Origin of the sequence: Pseudomonas sp. SR18, assembly GCF_023701505.1 — a bacterium.
Classification (GTDB): domain Bacteria; phylum Pseudomonadota; class Gammaproteobacteria; order Pseudomonadales; family Pseudomonadaceae; genus Aquipseudomonas; species Aquipseudomonas cyclaminis.
This window is the reverse complement of record NZ_JAMQAU010000008.1, coordinates 49963-66229: the sequence shown is the minus strand read 5'-3', so window position 1 is coordinate 66229 and position 16267 is coordinate 49963. Positions and strand designations below refer to the sequence as shown.

The following is a 16267-nucleotide window of genomic DNA, read 5'->3' as shown; positions in this document are numbered from 1 at the left end:
CGACAACGCGAAGTTTATCTCTGGATAAGTGAGCTCCTGTCGTCCACTTTCGCCGCACTCAGTTCGCGGCGATGTTATCCACAACTCCAAAGGAAGGGCCCCTGTCGTGACTGCCATTAAACTGATCGTTGGCCTGGGAAATCCAGGCGCCGAATACGAACAGACCCGGCATAACGCGGGGGCCCTTTTTGTTGAGCGTATCGCCCATGCCCAAGGTGTAAACCTGGCGGCCGATCGCAAGTATTTTGGCCTGACCGGGCGCTTCTCGCACCAGGGTCAGGATGTTCGTCTGCTGATTCCCACCACCTACATGAACCGCAGCGGCCAAGCTGTCGCGGCGCTTGCGGGCTTCTTCCGGATCAAACCCGAAGAAATCCTGGTGGCCCATGACGAACTGGACCTGCCACCCGGCGTTGCCAAGCTCAAGCTCGGCGGCGGGCATGGCGGGCATAACGGCCTGCGCGACATCATCGCGCAGTTGGGTAATCAGAATAATTTCTACCGCCTGCGGCTCGGCATTGGCCACCCAGGCGTTGCCAGTATGGTTTCAAATTTCGTCCTGGGTCGTGCGCCACGCGCCGAACAGGAAAAACTCGATGCAAGCATCGACTTTGCCCTCGGCGTGCTGCCGGATATCTTCGCCGGGGAATGGAACCGCGCGATGAAAAACCTGCACAGCCAGAAGGCCTGACTTTTTTCCGAGGGGAAACACCATGGGATTCAATTGCGGCATCGTCGGCCTGCCCAACGTCGGCAAATCCACCTTGTTCAACGCTTTGACCAAGTCCGGTATTGCGGCGGAGAACTTCCCCTTCTGCACCATCGAACCCAACAGCGGTATCGTGCCGATGCCGGATCCACGCCTGGATGCCTTGGCGGCCATCGTCAATCCCAAGCGCGTCCTGCCGACCACCATGGAGTTCGTCGACATCGCAGGCCTGGTAGCCGGCGCGTCGAAAGGCGAAGGCCTGGGCAACAAGTTCCTGGCCAACATCCGCGAAACCGATGCCATCGCCCACGTGGTCCGCTGCTTTGAAGACGAGAACGTGATTCACGTCTCCAACAGCGTCGACCCGAAACGCGACATCGAGATCATCGACCTGGAACTGATCTTCGCCGACCTCGACAGCTGCGAGAAACAACTGCAGAAAGTCGCGCGTAACGCCAAGGGCGGCGACAAGGACGCAGTGGTCCAGAAAGGCCTGCTGGAGCAGTTGATCGCACACTTCACCGAAGGCAAGCCGGCACGCAGCCTTATGAAGGGCATGGGCGCCGACGAGAAGGCCGTGATCAAGGGCTTCCACCTGCTGACCACCAAGCCGGTGATGTACATTGCCAACGTCGCTGAAGACGGCTTCGAGAACAACCCCCTGCTCGACGTGGTAAAAGCCATCGCGGACGAAGAAGGCGCGATCGTAGTGCCAGTGTGCAACAAGATCGAAGCGGAAATCGCCGAACTCGATGACGGCGAAGAAAAAGACATGTTCCTTGAGGCCCTGGGCCTGGAAGAACCTGGCCTGAACCGCGTGATTCGTGCGGGCTACGAAATGCTCAACCTGCAGACCTACTTCACCGCCGGTGTCGAAGAAGTCCGCGCCTGGACCGTCAAGGTCGGCGCCACCGCGCCACAGGCTGCAGGCGTGATCCACACCGACTTCGAAAAAGGCTTTATCCGCGCTGAAGTGATCGCCTACAACGACTTTATCCAATTCAAGGGTGAAGCCGGTGCCAAGGAAGCGGGCAAATGGCGCCTGGAAGGTAAGGAATATATTGTTAAAGATGGCGATGTGATGCACTTCCGATTTAATGTGTAAACATCACCTGCAATAACTGCCGTAATAAAAAGCCGATCATTGCATCGGCTTTTTTGTGGGCGAGCGTTTAATTTCAAATGTTATTTACATCCAAACATTAAACACTCTCAGACGTTTCCTATTGATCTTATTCACGCGCCAGCTCAAATACCAACACCCCAATTTAATCATTACAACCCAAAGACAATTTCCTACGTCACTTAACCCGCTAAACGCCTTAAAAACCAAAGACAACTTCTATAACCTAAGCTCAACTGGTCACCTTGTGCATACCGCCCTTTTAATAGCGATAAGGGAACATCATTCAATGCCGGCAACCTTCAACATGGAAAATGAAACGGCAATTTCACTCATTGAAGGCCCGGACATTGAAAACACACTTAAGAACACCGCTGCACTCGACATTGACATCTTGTTGCTGGGAGAAACCGGCACGGGAAAAGATACGCTAGCCCGACGAATTCATCTTTTATCAGGGCGGCGTGGCAACCTTGTTGCCGTGAACTGTGCGGCCATCCCGGAAAGCCTGGCGGAAAGCCAATTGTTCGGCGTCAACAGCGGCGCCTATACCGGAGCAATGCAATCGCGGGCAGGGTTTGTCGAAGCCGCCCATCTGGGCACGTTGTACCTCGATGAAATCGACAGCATGCCATTGGGTCTTCAAGCCAAGCTGCTGCGAGTACTGGAGTCGCGAGGCGTCGAGCGCCTGGGATCGACCCGTTTTATACCGGTGGACATGCGTGTCATAGCATCAGCCCAGCACTCGCTGCACCAGATGGTCGAGCACGGTACCTTCCGGCGTGACCTTTACTTTCGCCTGAATGTCGTCCACATCCAGCTTCCGCCCCTGCGGGACAGGCGTGAGCGCATCATCCCGTTGTTTCTGGAGATGATCCAGCAGGAAGCCGACCATTTCAATTGCTCGGCCCCGCCGCCCTCTGACGGGCTGCTGCAACAATTGTTGTGCCACCCATGGCTGGGTAATGTCCGCGAGTTGCGCTCGACGGCAAAACGGTTCGTGCTGGGGCTGACACCGCTCTCCACTCCCATGAACAGCTTGGTTGATACCAAGACGAACCTGAAGGCACGCCTGCAGCAAATTGAAAAGGCACTGATTGAGGAGTCGCTGTGCCGCCATGAGCATTGTGTAGATACCGTGTCGCTGGAACTGGGGGTTGCCAAGCGCACGTTGTATCACAGGATGAAACAGCTGGAGATAGCGCTGGGATGAAGCAGATTGAGTTTAAAGAAATTTTTTATTGCGCACTTGATAACGCCAAGAACCCAAAATATCTGGAAACATTTATATAGCTAAGCAAGTGGAACGCTTTTTCCCTGGCGGCCACACACTAGTGCCAAGGTTAATTTGTCAGGAAACCTGAGAAGCCCTCAACGTGACCAATGGCTAACTATCTCAACTTATGCTTGGAGAACTTTTATGAACTCAATCGGTTCGGGTGCCGCAATAAATCCTTATTATGGCGCGAGCAGCTTATCAAATGGTACATCCGGGGGATCAGGTGCTGGTTCTGCTGAAAACAACTTTGATCAAGCTGAAGCCATTAACGACTACACCACCAAGAGACAACTCGAAGCCAAGCTAGTGTCAGGTATCAACCAAGCGGCTAAATCGTTCCAATAATAGCCCATTACCTCTCAGGCTCATCAGCCTGAGAGGTAACGCTCGCGGCTTGAACCTATTTTCTGCAGGCATTAACTCAACGGGCATCTTATGCAAATAAAAGAGTATGTTTATTCCAACAAAGATGCAGGTCTCAGCGAGTCGGCCACACCCCGAGATGCGTTGGCATGCAGTAGAGACTCCTGTTTTTTTTCGTCAACTCTTGAGCAATCGACTGCGGCCAAGCTCTCCGCAGGCGCAGCACAGATCAGCCCATTTTTGACAGATGCCATAAAGCCATTAACCACATCAAGAGCCCGCCTGAGCAATATAATAAAATCAAACACAAAAGAGGTGGATATTGAAAAGTTCAGGTTATTCCCAAGCGCACTGTCGAATATTCAACTGACATCTCAACTGCTTGTAAAAAGCCTTGCCAAGACAACTCAAGGCATTGAAAAAATATCAAACCTACAATAAGCATCATGAATAACTTCCTGACTATTTCCTTCCTCTTGGCGGCTGCATTTATCTTGACCGGGTGCAGTGACCGAGTCGAACTTCATCGTCAACTCTCTGAGCAAGAGGCTAATGAAGTCATCGCCGAGTTGGCAGATAAGCATATTCGCGCGCAAAAAATCCCGGCCAAAGATGGTGTCGTCGTCGCGGTAAACGCAAATGACATCGGGCGCGCCGTACGCACGCTGGAAGCCGCCGGCCTGCCTAGAGTGGCCAGGACCACGCTGGGCGACACATTTCGCAAGGAGGGCGTTATCTCCACGCCACTGGAGGAGCGGGCACGCTATATCTACGCCTTGTCCCAAGAGCTGGAGGCCACGCTGTCCAACATTGACGGTGTAATCGTTGCCCGGGTCCATGTGGTACTGCCGGAACGCATCGCGCCAGGTGAACCGGTTCAACCTGCATCCGCCTCGGTGTTTATAAAACATGACCCACGCCTGGATCCCGATAACATCCGCGCGCGCGTGCGCAGGATGGTGGCAAGCAGCATCCCTGGCATGTCCACAGCCGTGGACAACCCGCAAAAACTCACCGTGATATTCGTACCCGCCACCACTTATCAGGAACAGCAACGCCTGGTGTATTTCGGCCCGTTCCTGGTGCCTGGCGAGGATCTCGGCTTTTGGCGAAACAGCGTCATCACCTTTCTGCTCAGCGTGGTAACCGCCGTCGTCGCCGCAGTGTTTCTGCACAATCGACGTCGGCGGTTATTATCCGAGTCGCCCGTAACGCGCGAATCGATCGGCCCTTCCCATGACGTCTAGGACCGAACACCCGATGAACGAACACCTGGCCTGGGCTCAATGGTGGGCGTTCCCGTGGAAATACGCCCATGAGGACTGGAAAGGGGACAAGTACTCCTGGATTGACGCGCTTCATCACAACAGACATTTAGTGCCGGGCTCTCTCATGGGTGTGGCAGCCTGCTTACCCCCTGCCCCAAACGTCACAGTGCTGCGTCTGGCCCTTGCTTCCAATGAACAACTCAACCTGGCGCTGACGCTGGTTCATGACACCTTCAACCCTGAAGTTGCCCACCCGTTGAGTGACAGTGATCACCTGTGGTGCATACGCCTTTCCAAAGCATTGCCACCTGCCATGCTGTCGCCCAATGCCGACCCGTTGCTACTGCTCCATAACTGGCTAGAGCCCACAACCTGGCAGCGTCTCAGATTGCGTTTTTCTCGTAAACGGGTGCATGAAATTGAACAGAGCAATACCGGCCTTGAGAACGCGAGTGGTCGATTAAATACACTCTGGCAAGCCGTGGTCTGGCGTGTCACGTCGCTACCAAGTGATCCCATAGCCCCTGGCTCGGACGAGTAAGGAGATCACTGATGTTATGCCGATATGCCATTGAGTTACTCAAGGACACGCCCGGATTGCCACGCAACCTGATTCCGAGGGAAGAACTAGCAAATTGGCAGCAGGCCGAGCAGCTATTGAAACGCGCCGAGGACCAGGCCAGTGAGCTACTAAGCTTGACAGAAAAACAATGCGAGACATTACGCGAGGAGGCGTCACTGGAAATCTGGCAGCGCGCTGACGCCCAGCTAAAACGTTGGGAGCGCGACCGTCAATCCATGTGCGACATGCTTGAGCAATACGCCAGTTCCATTACCAATGAGGCTATTGGTTACCTGCTCGATGAAACGGTAACCCCGAGCAGGCTGGCCGCGCTTATGAAGCAATTGCTGATAAATCATGTCCAGGAGGTCAGTGCGGCATTGCTCTGCCACCCGCAAGACCTTGAAGAAATAAAACAGCATCTTGCTTATCACAAAACCTGCGTCTGGAAACTTCATGCTGATGAGGCGATCCCGCCTCAAACACTCGTCTTGAAAACGGATGGGGGAGACTTTCGCATCAGTTGGCGCTCCATGCTCGACACTTTGTTCAAACACGAAAAAGAATTTGTGATCAACATCTGATTCAACCCAGGCTCAAAACAACTGTCTTTCGTATAAGAACCTCAACAACAAAGGACCCGCCATGGACTCTCCAAAGACGCTCTCGCACTACGCATTGAAAAACGCAAATTCCGCTTATAAAAGTTATAACTCACATCCGATAGGGGGTGAAAAGGATGCACAGGATGCTGAACGATTTCACAAACTAGTCGAATCGATGACGGTTTCCAATGCGCTTTACACTGAGACCCTTCGAATTGAACATCAGTGTCTGAAAACAGCCATTGAAAGTTTCCAATAAGATGAAAGATATCGTCCGTGATTGGCTGGGCAGTCACGAAGAACAAATCACCTTATTTGAAGTCGACGACGAAATCATTTTAAAACGCCAGGACAACTCGGTTTTATTGAGCGTTCAACTGACCTCGACCCCCTCAGACACCACGACACTGCAAAGTTGGCTGCGCTTGGGGGTCGCCAGCCTGAATCTATTTCAGGGCGCACTGGCTCAAAAAGCCGACAGCGGTACGCTCTGGCTGATTCAAACCTTACGCAGTGGGCAGGGGGAAGCCCACGTGCTCGGTTGTCTTGAAGACCTGCTCAACCAGCGCGACACGTGGCGGGCCACGTCAGCGCGACTCACTCACGCAACCCGCAATCTCAGACCCACCTCGTTACGTTCGTTGTCGTACTAACCAGAGAATTCTCTATGAAAATCACGACCCACAAGCGCCGTAGCTTGCGCCAAGATTCGCCAGGTGCTTTATCCCGACGAGACAAATTGTGCAGCCTGCTTCTGGTTACCTGCCTGCTGACGCCCGTGAGCAGCACCTTGGCCGCCATCCCCCCCGAATGGAAAAACACCGCCTACGCCTATGAAGCCGAACACAAACCCCTGAGGGAAGTGCTCGAAGACTTCGGCCAGACCTTCGGCACACAACTGCAAATCGAGGGTTTGCTGGAGGGGACTGTCAACGGCAAGATCCGTGCGAATACCCCGCAGTCCATGTTGGACAGGCTGGGCGTTGAGCACCGCTTCCAGTGGTATCTCTACAACAACACCCTGTACATCAGCACGCTGGACCAGCAGGAGTCGGCGCGGCTGGAGGTGTCTTCGGAGACGATCAGCGACCTCAAACAGGCGCTGACCGATATCGGATTGCTCGATAGCCGTTTCGGCTGGGGCGAGCTACCGGAAGATGGTGTCGTACTCGTCTCCGGTCCCAAGAGCTATATCCAACAGATCAAGCAATTCAGCAGTCAACGCCGCTCTGCGGATGAAAAACAGAGCGTGCTGAGTTACCCGTTGAAGTTCGCCAATGCGACAGACCGCCTGGTGGATTACCGCGGTGAAAAACTCAACGTTCCAGGCGTCGCCAGCATTTTGCGCGGGCTGCTGGAACCGCGCTCCTCTTCTGCTCTCTCGGGGCTCGGCCAGCGCCCTGCCGCCCAGCCGTCGCCTCTCACGCCAAACGTGCCGCGCCTGGGCAACCCGTTGTTGGGCCAAATGCTTGGTGCAAACGCCAACCCGGCGCAAATGGACATGGGGGCGACCTTGACCCCGCGAGCTCCGGTCGCCAGCAGCCGGATCCGCGTCGAGGCGGATGTGCGTAACAACGCTGTGCTGATCTACGACGTGCCAGAGCGTCAGGCGATGTATCGGGAGTTGATCAGCCAGCTCGACGTCGCGCGCAAGCTGGTTGAGATCGATGCGATCATCCTCGATATCGAGCGCACGCAGTTGCGCGAGTTCGGGGTGAACTGGGGCTTTCAGAACAGCCGGTTTCGCGGCGGCGCCAATGTCTCGCCGGGCACCTCATCGCAACTATCGATTGAAAACCGTGACCGCTTCTATGCCGATATACGCGCATTGGAAGCCAAGGGCTTGGCAACCATGGTCTCCAACCCCTCCGTGCTCACCCTGGAAAACCAACCGGCAGTCATCGACTTCAACCGCACGCAGTACCTGACACCCGGTAGAGAGAATGCAACCATTTTGCCGGTCACCGTGGGCACCAGCTTCCAGGTAGTGCCTCGCGTCATCACCAGCCGTGGCGGCCATCAGATCCACTTGGTGGTGGATATTGAAGACGGCAATTTCGACGAGACCAGCCCCAATCCGAACAACCTTGACGTGCGCCGAGGCAAGGTCAGCACCCAGGCCGTGATGGCGGAAAAGCGTTCGCTGGTGGTCGGCGGCTTCCATGTGACCGAGCGCAGCGACAAGCAAAACAAAGTGCCGTTGCTGGGTGATATTCCGCTGCTGGGCAAGGTGCTGTTCTCCTCGACCGAGCGCCAGAACAATCGGCGTGAGCGCTTGTTCATCCTCACCCCGCGAGTCATTGGTGACCAAACCGACCCGTCACGCTACTTGCCCCAGGCCGACCAGGCCGAACTGCAGGCCGCCCTCACGCCGCTGGCCAGGCGCGTTAACCCGCACCAACCGGTGATCAAGCGCAGCGACATCACCAGCACACTGGCCCATCTGGTCAGCGGGCAAGTCCCCAAGGCCTTCAAGGCGGCGCCGATGCCACTGGGGCTCGATACCCTGTGCAACACCCGTGACCTGCTGGCACTGAATACCGAACGCAGCCAATGGTATGCCGGACCGGATTACAACGTCGCGGTGGTGGTGCTGCGCAACCAGTTCACGCGCAATGTGCGCATTGATGAAAAAGAATGCAGCAACTCGCAGACGTTGGCCGTGAGTGTCTGGCCGCGTGCCTGGCTCAAGCCAGGTGAAGAAGCCGAGGTCTTTATCGCCATGCGACCGGTGGTAAAGGATGAACACCTCAGCGTGCCACGCCCCTCCTTGCTCTCTCCAATCCAGAAGGCCACGCCATGAAACACCGCTTGTTGTACATCACCCTGATCGGCGCGGCATTGCTCGCCACCGGTTGCACACCGACCTGCAAGGGCGACTCCTGCTCACGCCCGCAATCCACCAAGGATAAGCTGGTGATCTGGTGGCCGCCTCAAATGCGCGTCGAACCCGGCCCCGCCGGGGAGCGTGCGGACTATCAGACGGTGTCGCTGGAGCGATGAGTACTCCGGGGATACTGGACGACCATCAGCGTCAGGTCTTCCTCGATAACCTGGTGGGCGGCACTGCCGCTCACCTTACGCTCGGCCCTGGTATAACGGTGTGCGCACAGAACGCAGGCACCCAACCAGGGGTGGCGCTGCTGGTCGCTCGCGAAGCGCTGCAGACTGGGCAATTGCAGCAGGCGTTGGAACGACGCTTTGAGCAAGCGCTGGCGTTCGATGGCTGTTTTATCTACCTCGACGCCCAGGACACTTTGGTGATCTGGCACGCGCTGCCTGCAACAACCCGCGCTGCGGACAGGGTCCTCAGCCGGATGCTGACACTGGCCAGCCTGCAAGCCCTGGACACGGGCTCAACCCGCTGATCAACGTTGCTCAAGCTCTGGCAACTCCAGGGTTTCACGCTTGGCCTCATCATCGAGCTCGCGCAAGGTCCGGTAGATCAACGCGACGGCTTGCAAGGTTTCGCGCGGAATGTTCTCGCCCAGTTTCTTCGTATAAAGCGTGCGAGCGAGCCAAACACACTGGATCACTGGCACGTCGGCCGCCTTGGCGCGGTGGATCAGTTTGCGAGCGTTGGCGTCAGTACCCTTGTCCACCAGCAAGGGCAACGGTGTTTTGCCGGGGCGGTAGTAAAGCGCTACGGCAAAGTGCGTCGGGTTGACCACCAGCATATCGGCCTCCTCCAGCTTGGGCAGCTTGACCTTCGGTTCCTCTTGGGCCAATTGGTACGCCAACGAGCGGCGCTGCCCTTTCACATGGGGGTCGCCCTCCATATCCTTATACTCTTTGACGACCTCGACCTGAGTCATGCGCATGCGCTTGGCAAAAAAGTGCTTCTGCAATATCAGGTCGATCAGAGCCAGCACCAGCAGCAACCCCAGGCACGCGTGCAGCAGGTGACGGAACAGTGCAATCAGCGCCAGAAGGTAACTTTGCAGATCGCTATTGGCCAGGTTGATCAACGTTCCCAACGAAGGCCAGACCACCACGTACACAATCAATCCCAGGAGAAACGCTTTGGCGATGCTCATCAATAGGTTCATCAGCGACTGGGCTGAGAACATCTGCTTGATTTGGCTGAGGGGGTTCAGGCGGTTGAAATCGAGCTTCAGGGTCTGCGGAGCAAACAGTATCCCGAACTGCATCCAACTGCTGATCAGCTTCACGATGATCGCAACACCGGCCATCAGCAGGGCGAACGAGAAAAACACCACCAGGCCTTCGGCCAACACTTCCTCCAGCGCTCGCACGAAAGGCTGATTCAGGCGGGACATCGGTAACATCATCAGTTGCTGGAACCGTTGCAAACTGGTCTGGGCGGTGAACAACGCGATTTCGCTGATGGCGGTGAGCACCAGCAACTTGCCCACATCCTGGCTTTGAGCAACCTGGCCTTTCTTGCGTTGGTCACGCAGCTTCTTGGCAGATGCCGGGTGTTTTTTCTCGCCGGAATCACTCATGGTATCGCCGCCTTGAACAGCAGGCCCAGCGAGTGCTTGAGGTCGCCCAACTGGCTCATGCGCCCGACGATCAAGTCCTGTAGCAGCGCAAAGTACAACAGCAGGATTCCGATACCCGCCAGGCTCTTGACCGGTGGCGCCAGCGAACTCACCTGCAACTGCTGACTGTAGACCCCCAGCAACGCGATGCCGAATTCCAGCAACAGCAGCACTGCAATGAACGGTGCGGCATAGAGCATCATGTGCGTGAAGGTATCCGCGAGCAGGTCGACAAATACGCTCATGCCATTCGCCGCCGGCAGCGGAAACCACACCGTGGGGGGCCAGATCAGGTAAGTGTCCCAGATCACCTGAGTCAGGGAGCCCAACCCCAGGCTGACGATCAACAGAAAAATCGCCAACTGCTTGAACAAATGCCCGATGGGCGTCGCATCCGGCCCCAGCGAAGGGTTGAGCTGGCCGCCGGCCAAGGCGCCGCGCTGGTTATCGAGCAGTGCGCCTACCGACTCGAACATCCAGAACGGCATAGAAAGCAAAACGCCCAACAAAAACCCCAGGGCCACTTCCTTGAGCACCAGGCCACCGAGCATGAGCCCTGAGTAGTCGTGGCCCTCCAATGCCGCATGAATACCCGGTGCAGGCATCAGCGCCATGACCATCACGATGGTGTGCCGTGGCATGCCACGGATATGCTGAAAACAGAACGCGACCACCAGAAAGGCGCAGGGGTAAATACGCGCCATGCCAATGATCAGGCTGGGCAGGAACTCCAGATACAGCAGCACAGGCAAAACCTCAATTCAGGGCCGAGCGACCGATCATCTCGAACGTCAGGTTGATCAGTTGAATCAACTCCACACCAATCCAGCGGCCGGTCATGATCAACGTGATACCCACGGCCACCAGCTTGATACCAAAGGGCAGCGTCTGGTCCTGTATCTGCATCAGCGCCTGCACCAGCGACGTCAGCACGCCCACCACCACCGCCACAATCAGCGGCGGTGCCGACAGCACCACCACCAGCAACATGCCTTGCTTGAACAGTACGATCGGTTCCATACGCCCCTCAGAGATAGGAAAGGAACAGGCTGTCGAGCAACCGCGACCAGCCAGACACCAACACGAACAAGAGCAACTTGAGCGGCAGGGAGATGGTCATGGGCGAGACCATCTGCATCCCCAGCGCCAGCAGCAGGTTGGAGACGATCAGGTCGATCACGATGAAGGGGATATAGATGAGAAAGCCGATCTCGAACCCCGCCTGCAGTTGCGACAGCACGAAGGCCGGTATCAACAGGATCAGGTCCTCGCGCTGCACCTCTTGCGCCATCTGCGCAGGCCACAGGCGCGCGGTATTTTCCAGCAAATGGGTCAGTACGTCCGGGTCGACGTTGCGCAGCATGAATGCACGCAGCGGTTTGATTGCCTCATTCCCGGTCTGCAGAAACGTCTGTACGTTAGTCATGTCCAGGGGCGAAGCCTTGACGCTCTCGGCGATCTCGTACCCCACCGGGGCCATGATAAACAGCGTGGCCGCCAACGCGATCCCGTTGATGGCCATGCTTGGCGGCACCTGCTGCACACCGATGGCGTTGCGGGTAATCATCAGCACAATGACAATCTTCAAGAACGATGTGCAGATGATCAACAGCATGGGCATCAACGACAATGCCCCAAGGAACATCGCTAGAATGAGGGGATCTATCCCCTGCAGTGTCATCGACCGACCATCACGCGAGACAACTGCAAGCCCAGGCGCCCGTCGACTTCCACCAACTGACCCTGGCCAATAGGGCGATCCCCATAGTAAAGGCCGGCCATTCCTGGGGCATATCCGGCAATCCCCAGCACCGCGCCGGGGGCGAGGTTACGCAACTCACCCAGAGTAAGGTTCAACGTCCCGCAGCGTACGTTCAGCCCGATGCTCAACTCATCGAACGGCTCGTTGCCGAACACATCCACTATGGGCTCATCCTCCTCATGCCCTGAGAAGGGGGGTATTGAAAATTCCTCGTCCACAGACGTGTCCTCGATAGAAGTAAGGGTCAGACGCAGCTGCCCGGTGTCGTCATCAATGCAGCCATGCAGCCGCTGTCTGCCAACCTGTAAATGGCCATTGCCGTGGGCTTGAAACAAGCACTGCTCAAAGATCAGCACGTCGCCAGACCGCAGGCTGCGTGCCTGCGCAATGGGTAATTGCAAACGTCCCAGGATCACGGCAATTGGCAGTTGAAAAGCTCCAGGCATCGGAGCGCCCATGGCGCGCCAAGGCCCCGCATCACACAACGCCAGGAAACTTTCAGCCGACAACCACATATAGCCCGTGACACGCGACGCCCCCAGGGTCACGCTGAGCCGGCAACCAAACCCGGTGGGGCGCTCTGTCTCCAGCAAGCGCACATAGCCCAGCAGGGCCAGCACCTGAGGGCTGAGATGATGTTGAAACAGCGCCCAGAACCAGGACTCTGCATCGTTGCCAGCCTCGGCCAGCGTCACCGGGCACTCACCCAGCAAGCTCAATAACGGCCCCGCCTCAGCGAGCGCCAGCACCCCGCATACGGTTTCCAGGCACACGGCTTTGACCCCGGCAGGCGCGCGCCCTGGTTCGAGACACAACTCACCGCCCTGCCCCGCCACGTGGAACGGCAGGCGCAAGCCGCGCCCCAATCGACGGCGTGCGGCAACCGTATCGCCGTTGACCAAAGGCAATATCAACTGCGGCATCATCATGCCGACCCGGCGTTGGGTATAAACAGGCTGACCGGCTGCCCCAGCGCGGCGGCAAATCGACCTTCGCACTGTTGGCGCGTGCCCCTGAGCCAACGCGCTGTGGCGTCATCTTCCGCTTCCAGATCAATGCTCCAGGCGTTCTGCTCACGGCGTACGCTGGCGTTGATCCGTCCCAGCCGCGGCAAATACAACACCGCCTGAAGCGGCCACTGCGCGCTGCCCATCACGCGAGGTGCCAGTTGCTCCGCAAGCGCCTCAATCATGGAAGTCGTCATCGACTCTTTCATGCCCGACAAGCCACCCCGCGTCCCGGTACCTTCATCGTTATCGCCGAACAACTGGGCAAACAGCCGCCCTTGCTCCCACGGCACCACGACGCCAGCACCAGGCTCATGTCCCTCTCTAGGCTCGCGCTGTCGTGGGCGTTCGGTGGGTTTGGTTGAAACCTGGGTCATGTCGACTCCTGGAGCAGTAAAAGAGATAACTCCTGCAGTTTTTCCACCTGACGCAGACACTCGGTAACCTGTTTCTGAGTACTGTCGACGCGGGCTTCCTTTTCTTCCTGCTGCCCCCGTAGCGTTTCCAGCTGACCTTGGTCGCGCCGAGTCGTGGCAGACAATGAGCGCTCCTGCGCCCCCCAGGATTTGAGCGCCTGCAGGGTCAATACCTGGCCTTGATGCTGACTGAGCAATTGGGCGCTTTGCCGGGCCTCTTCCTCCCGGGTTTGCTCAAGGGCGGCCTGGGCCTGCTGGATATGTGCGAGCAAGGCTTTCTGAGCCCGCTTCGCTTCACGCAGCGCGCGCTCGGCCCGGTCCGCCCGATGCCGGCGCAGGCGTCGCAAGGTCTCGACTTCATCCAGCAGCACATTCGAATAGGTTGATTCAGAAAGGGACATAGGCAGTCAGCTCCTTGAGCTGGTCCAGCGTAGCCGCGAGTGGCGCCGGCTCACGCAAGTCTTGGCGCAGGAAATCGTCCACGGCCTGACGACTGTCCACGGCCAGGTCGGTCAGGGCATCGCTGCCGGGCTGGTACTCACCCAGCTTGAGCATCAACTCGATCTGCTGGTACGCCGACAACAGGCGCCGCAACGCCGTCCCGGCACGGATGTCGTCGGGCTCGGCGACATTGCTCAAAATCCGCGACAGACTCGCGAGGACATCGACCGCCGGGTAGTGCCCGCGCTCGGCCAGCTTGCGGGACAGCACGATATGCCCATCGAGCAGCGAACGAACCTCATCGGCCACGGGGTCGTTCATGGAGTCCTGTTCGATCAGCACCGTGTAGATAGCGGTGATCACGCCTTCACGGGTCAGGCCGGCGCGCTCGACCAGCCGTGGCAACAGGCTGTACACCGACGGAGGTAAACCACCGCGCCCCAAGGGTTCGCCGGCGGCCAGGCCGATTTCGCGCTGAGCCCGGGCGAAACGCGTCAGGGAATCGATCAGCAGCAACACCCGCTTTCCCTTGCGTCGAAAACCTTCCGCCAATGCGGTTGCCGTAAAGGCCGCACGGGCGCGCTCCATGCTGGAGCGATCGGACGTGGCACACACCAGTACCGCTTTGGAGCGCAGCTGCTCATCCAGTTCGTGGTCGAGAAACTCACGCAGCTCCCGGCCCCGCTCGCCGATCAGGCCGAATACAATCACATCGCACTCGACATTACGGGCGATCTCGGCCAACAAGGTGGTCTTGCCGCAACCGGCCCCCGCGAACAACCCCACACGCTGGCCTTCGCCGAGCGTCAGCAGGCCGTCGATCGAGCGCACACCCGTGGCCAGCGCGCGGTTGATCCTCGGCCGGTCGGTGGGCAAGGGCGCTTCACATAACACCGGGCTTGCATCAGGCGCATCAGCCTCGGCAAATGCACTGGGGCCATCCCCCGTAATCGGCCGTCCAAAACCATCCAGCACCTGGCCCAGCAGCGCGTCACTGACCTGCACGCAATGCGGCACACCCAGGCGCTCCACGCCGGCGCCCACGCGCACACCTTCCAGGTTGCCCAGGGCACTGAGCACCGCATCCTGCTGATCAAAACCGATGATCTCGGCCAGCATGTATTCGCCTGGCTTTTTTTCTACCTGGCACAAGTCACCGATACGCGCCTGAGGCAACCGGCATTGCAGCAGCATGCCGTTGACGCGCTGGATACGACCGCGCATCTTCACCGGCGAAAACCTCACCAGCGATTGTGTCTGGCGCTGCTGCCATGCATCGAGGCGCGCTTGCAGGTCCGTACTCACCAGCGCACCTCATAGCGCTGTGCGCCATCGAAAATCACTTTGCTGTTATCGATCAAGACCAGGCGCAAGCCATCCAATTCGTCCCCCACAAACAGCCGACCGCCGTCTTCAAGCACCACATGACCGTTCGGCCCGCCAACGATCTGCACAATCCTGAACGGCGGTGCGCTGTCGCGTACCCGGACACGGCTGATCACCGGAACGTCACTGTCAAACTGCTCGCCAAAGCGGCTGAGCATGCGCGCCACCAAGTCCACATCCTCTTGGGAAACATCCCCATTGAGGGCAACCTGGCCATTGATCACCTGCAAGCTGACGCGATGATCCAACTCGCGCTCGTTGAGCATCTTCAGCAACTGCTGGCACACTTCGAACGGCGAACCCAGCTCGCTTTTCTTGACCTCAGGAGGCATCAGCGAAGCCTGGGCCTCGCGCTCCCCCGTAGAGGCCATGCCCACCGCCATGATGATGATCGTCACCACCAACACCAGGCTGAGCAGGCGCTTTTGCTGGGAGTGAGAGATGGACGACAACGTGAGTGTTCGCACAGGGTCGACGCTCGGGCGCGATGATGTCGGTACTGCCGCCGGAGCTGGCGCTGGTGCCTGGGGCCAGGGATGATCAGCCAGGGCGACACACAGCCGAACCGTGCCCACCAGAAACGGTACGCCGACTTCCAGCCTCGCAATCTGGGCCAGCACCTGTCCATCAGCGCCGCGCAGCAGACCGGCTTCGGCTTGTACCGACCAGTTCGAGTCGATAAACCGCAACCGCGCATGCTGCTCGGCGATCCCAGAATCATTGAGCACCAAATCTGCATCTGAATGGGCACCAATACTCCATTCGTCGCCAAACAACGGCAACGCAGCGCCTTGGTGTAAACCGTCCAGCACACGTAGCTCAAACATCATCGAGCCCTACC

21 protein-coding genes are annotated in these 16267 nt (G+C 57.7%); 12 read left to right on the top strand and 9 right to left on the bottom strand.

Annotated features, from left to right (window positions below; translation table 11 throughout):
- Window positions 1-106 precede the first annotated feature (106 nt).
- The 12 genes from pth to NDJ82_RS13725 all read left to right on the top strand — a co-directional run bounded on the left by pth (window position 107) and on the right by NDJ82_RS13725 (window position 9277).
- Window positions 107-691: an aminoacyl-tRNA hydrolase gene (pth, locus tag NDJ82_RS13780; protein WP_003171596.1), complete on the top strand. Its 585-nt coding sequence runs from the start codon at window positions 107-109 to the stop codon at window positions 689-691.
- A gap of 22 nt (window positions 692-713) precedes the next feature.
- Entirely contained in the window at window positions 714-1814 is a 1101-nt protein-coding gene (gene ychF / locus NDJ82_RS13775; protein WP_099583947.1) for a redox-regulated ATPase YchF, read from the top strand.
- A 307-nt stretch (window positions 1815-2121) separates the two neighbouring features.
- Window positions 2122-3045 carry a sigma 54-interacting transcriptional regulator gene (locus NDJ82_RS13770; protein ID WP_284738603.1) on the top strand — a complete coding sequence of 308 codons (924 nt, stop codon included), beginning with the start codon at window positions 2122-2124 and terminating at the stop codon, window positions 3043-3045.
- Window positions 3046-3252: 207 nt separating this feature from the next.
- Window positions 3253-3456 carry a hypothetical protein gene (locus NDJ82_RS13765; RefSeq protein WP_250925707.1) on the top strand — a complete coding sequence of 68 codons (204 nt, stop codon included), beginning with the start codon at window positions 3253-3255 and terminating at the stop codon, window positions 3454-3456.
- A gap of 90 nt (window positions 3457-3546) precedes the next feature.
- Window positions 3547-3915: a type III secretion apparatus protein RspB gene (locus NDJ82_RS13760; RefSeq protein ID WP_250925706.1), complete on the top strand. Its 369-nt coding sequence runs from the start codon at window positions 3547-3549 to the stop codon at window positions 3913-3915.
- A 5-nt stretch (window positions 3916-3920) separates the two neighbouring features.
- The gene (sctJ, locus tag NDJ82_RS13755) at window positions 3921-4721 is read left to right on the top strand and encodes a type III secretion system inner membrane ring lipoprotein SctJ (RefSeq protein WP_250925705.1); all 801 of its coding nucleotides are present in this window, start codon (window positions 3921-3923) and stop codon (window positions 4719-4721) included.
- 13 nt (window positions 4722-4734) lie between these two features.
- Entirely contained in the window at window positions 4735-5283 is a 549-nt protein-coding gene (locus tag NDJ82_RS13750; RefSeq protein ID WP_250925704.1) for a type III secretion protein, read from the top strand.
- An 11-nt stretch (window positions 5284-5294) separates the two neighbouring features.
- Window positions 5295-5888, top strand: coding sequence for a type III secretion system stator protein SctL (sctL, locus tag NDJ82_RS13745; protein WP_250925703.1), 594 nt, complete (start codon window positions 5295-5297; stop codon window positions 5886-5888).
- 281 nt (window positions 5889-6169) lie between these two features.
- Window positions 6170-6562, top strand: coding sequence for a type III secretion protein (locus NDJ82_RS13740; protein WP_250925702.1), 393 nt, complete (start codon window positions 6170-6172; stop codon window positions 6560-6562).
- Window positions 6563-6576: 14 nt separating this feature from the next.
- A complete protein-coding gene (gene sctC / locus NDJ82_RS13735) occupies window positions 6577-8712 on the top strand; it encodes a type III secretion system outer membrane ring subunit SctC (protein WP_250925701.1) in 2136 nt (711 codons plus the stop codon).
- Complete coding sequence (hrpT, locus tag NDJ82_RS13730) at window positions 8709-8912, top strand: HrpT family type III secretion system protein (protein WP_191947985.1); 204 nt, start codon at window positions 8709-8711, stop codon at window positions 8910-8912. The genes sctC and hrpT overlap by 4 nt, the downstream gene beginning before the upstream one ends.
- Window positions 8909-9277 carry a transcriptional regulator gene (locus tag NDJ82_RS13725; protein ID WP_099583938.1) on the top strand — a complete coding sequence of 123 codons (369 nt, stop codon included), beginning with the start codon at window positions 8909-8911 and terminating at the stop codon, window positions 9275-9277. Before hrpT ends, NDJ82_RS13725 begins: the two co-directional genes overlap by 4 nt.
- On the opposite strand, the gene sctU is transcribed toward NDJ82_RS13725, so the two are convergent.
- The 9 genes from sctU to NDJ82_RS13680 are packed head-to-tail and all read right to left on the bottom strand — an operon-like array spanning window position 9278 to window position 16253.
- Window positions 9278-10375, bottom strand: coding sequence for a type III secretion system export apparatus subunit SctU (gene sctU, locus NDJ82_RS13720; RefSeq protein WP_112193340.1), 1098 nt, complete (start codon window positions 10373-10375; stop codon window positions 9278-9280).
- Complete coding sequence (sctT, locus tag NDJ82_RS13715; RefSeq protein ID WP_250925700.1) at window positions 10372-11160, bottom strand: type III secretion system export apparatus subunit SctT; 789 nt, start codon at window positions 11158-11160, stop codon at window positions 10372-10374. The genes sctU and sctT overlap by 4 nt, the downstream gene beginning before the upstream one ends.
- A 10-nt stretch (window positions 11161-11170) precedes the next feature.
- Window positions 11171-11434: a type III secretion system export apparatus subunit SctS gene (sctS, locus tag NDJ82_RS13710; RefSeq protein ID WP_065938437.1), complete on the bottom strand. Its 264-nt coding sequence runs from the start codon at window positions 11432-11434 to the stop codon at window positions 11171-11173.
- Window positions 11435-11441: 7 nt separating this feature from the next.
- Window positions 11442-12095 carry a type III secretion system export apparatus subunit SctR gene (gene sctR / locus NDJ82_RS13705; RefSeq protein WP_099583935.1) on the bottom strand — a complete coding sequence of 218 codons (654 nt, stop codon included), beginning with the start codon at window positions 12093-12095 and terminating at the stop codon, window positions 11442-11444.
- Window positions 12092-13105 (bottom strand): FliM/FliN family flagellar motor switch protein, encoded by a 1014-nt coding sequence (locus NDJ82_RS13700; protein WP_191947988.1) that lies wholly within the window; start codon window positions 13103-13105, stop codon window positions 12092-12094. Before NDJ82_RS13700 ends, sctR begins: the two co-directional genes overlap by 4 nt.
- A complete protein-coding gene (locus NDJ82_RS13695) occupies window positions 13102-13560 on the bottom strand; it encodes a type III secretion system HrpP C-terminal domain-containing protein (protein ID WP_250925699.1) in 459 nt (152 codons plus the stop codon). The genes NDJ82_RS13700 and NDJ82_RS13695 overlap by 4 nt, the downstream gene beginning before the upstream one ends.
- The gene (gene sctO / locus NDJ82_RS13690) at window positions 13557-14000 is read right to left on the bottom strand and encodes a type III secretion system stalk subunit SctO (RefSeq protein ID WP_250925698.1); all 444 of its coding nucleotides are present in this window, start codon (window positions 13998-14000) and stop codon (window positions 13557-13559) included. The genes NDJ82_RS13695 and sctO overlap by 4 nt, the downstream gene beginning before the upstream one ends.
- Window positions 13987-15345, bottom strand: a complete 1359-nt coding sequence (locus tag NDJ82_RS13685; RefSeq protein ID WP_099583931.1) for a FliI/YscN family ATPase — start codon at window positions 15343-15345, stop codon at window positions 13987-13989. Before NDJ82_RS13685 ends, sctO begins: the two co-directional genes overlap by 14 nt.
- Window positions 15342-16253 carry an FHA domain-containing protein gene (locus NDJ82_RS13680; protein WP_250925756.1) on the bottom strand — a complete coding sequence of 304 codons (912 nt, stop codon included), beginning with the start codon at window positions 16251-16253 and terminating at the stop codon, window positions 15342-15344. Before NDJ82_RS13680 ends, NDJ82_RS13685 begins: the two co-directional genes overlap by 4 nt.
- Between the last annotated feature and the right edge of the window lie 14 nt (window positions 16254-16267).